General features: G+C 73.5%; 1 protein-coding gene and 1 pseudogene. Both read left to right on the forward strand.

Features of this window, described 5'->3' with window-relative positions; all coding sequences use genetic code 11:
* Window positions 1–1,356 (forward strand): molybdopterin-dependent oxidoreductase (locus AC0CYZ_RS23995; RefSeq protein WP_472219993.1); only part of this gene is annotated, 1,356 nt, incomplete at its 5' end.
* Window positions 1,356–1,731: pseudogene (locus AC0CYZ_RS24000) on the forward strand (hypothetical protein); the annotation flags it as partial. The gene AC0CYZ_RS23995 and the pseudogene AC0CYZ_RS24000, both read left to right, overlap by 1 nt.

Consider the following 1,731-nt stretch of genomic DNA (forward strand, 5'->3'; position numbering starts at 1 on the left):
GTGACGCCGGCCCGTGTGGCCCCGGAGCCCGAGTACGGCTTCCCCCGCGCCCTCTGGCGGGGCCTGGCCCGCATCCCGGTCCCGCCGCCGGCGCACCCGAAGACGTGGCGCAGTCCCCTGCGCGGGACGTGGCTGACCTCGGTGTTCGGCGCGGTGCTGCTGGTCGGGCTGCCTGTCGTGATCCTCACCGGGCTGATGTCCTACATCGCCTACGGGCCGCAGTTCGGCCAGGCGATCCCCGGCGACGTCGGGTACCTGCACCTGCCGTTCTTCGACTGGCCGTCGAACCCGTCGTGGTTCTATCGGCTCACCCAGGGCCTGCACGTGGTCGGCGGCATGGTCCTGACCCCGATCGTGCTCGCGAAGCTCTGGTCCGTGGTGCCCAAGCTGTTCGTCTGGCCGCCGGTGCGCAGCATCGCCCAGCTGCTCGAGCGACTCTCGCTGCTCGCGCTGGTCGGCGGCGTCCTCTTCGAGTTCGTCACCGGCCTGATGAACTCGCAGTACGACTACTCGTGGGGCTTCGGCTTCTACACCGCCCACTACTACGGGGCCTGGGTGTTCATCGCCGGCTTCGTGGTGCACGTGGCGATCAAGCTCCCGACGATGCTGCGCGCGCTCCGCCGCGGTCCGCACGGCACCGGGGCGCTCGACCGCTGGCTCCACGACACCCCCGCGACCACCGAGCCCGAGCCGATGGACTCCCACGGCCTCGCGGCGCTCGCCCCGAACCGGCCGACCCTGAGCCGACGTGGGCTGCTCGGGATGGTCGGCGGCGGCTCGGTGCTGGTGGGCGTGCTCTCCATCGGGCAGACCTGGGACGCCCTGCGCCCGCTCGCCCTGCTCTCGCCGCGCGGCCAGTCCTACGGCGACGGCCCGAACGACTTCCAGATCAACCGGACCCTCGCGGGATCGGGGGTCGACCCGGCGGCCCTCGGGAGCGGCTGGCGGCTGCGGCTGACCGGGGGCACGGGCGAGGTCTCGCTGAGCCGGGAGGCCCTGCTCGCCCTCCCCCAGCACACCGCGACGCTGCCGATCGCCTGCGTCGAGGGGTGGTCGGTGACCCGGACCTGGACCGGGGTCCGGCTGCGCGACCTGGCCGCGCTGGCCGGCGTGCCCGACCCGGCGAACGCCTCCGTCGCCTCGATCGAGACCTCGGGGGCCTTCGCCCGCGCCACCCTGCAGCGCAACCAGATCGCGAACCCGGACGCGCTGCTGGCGCTGAAGGTGGGCCCCGAGGGCGGGGAGACCGTCGACCTCGCCCCGGACCACGGCTACCCGGCGCGGGTGATCGTCCCGGCGCTGCCGGGGGTCCACAACACCAAGTGGGTCTCGTCCATCGCCTTCCGGAGCGCCTGATGCGCGCCTGGCGCCACCTCTACGGCGAGAACCCGCTGCACCTGCTGGCGATGCTGGGCTGCTTCGCGCTGGTCGGGTACGTCGTGTCGTTCGTGTACGAGGACCCGAGCGTCACGGCGCTGCTGATCTGGTTCCTCGGGGCCGTCATCGCGCACGACCTGGTGCTCTACCCGCTCTACGCGCTGGCCGACCAGCCGCTGGTGTTCGCCCGCTGGGCCCGCCGCCGGGGCCCCGACCGCCGGCCGCCGCGCGTCCCGGCGATCAACCACGTGCGCGTCCCCGCCCTGGGCTCGCTGGTCCTGGGCCTGATCTACCTGCCCACGATCACCCGGCACGGCGAGGACGCCCTCCGGTTCACCTCGGGCCTGGACGCGG

The organism is Actinomycetospora sp., assembly GCF_055612215.1.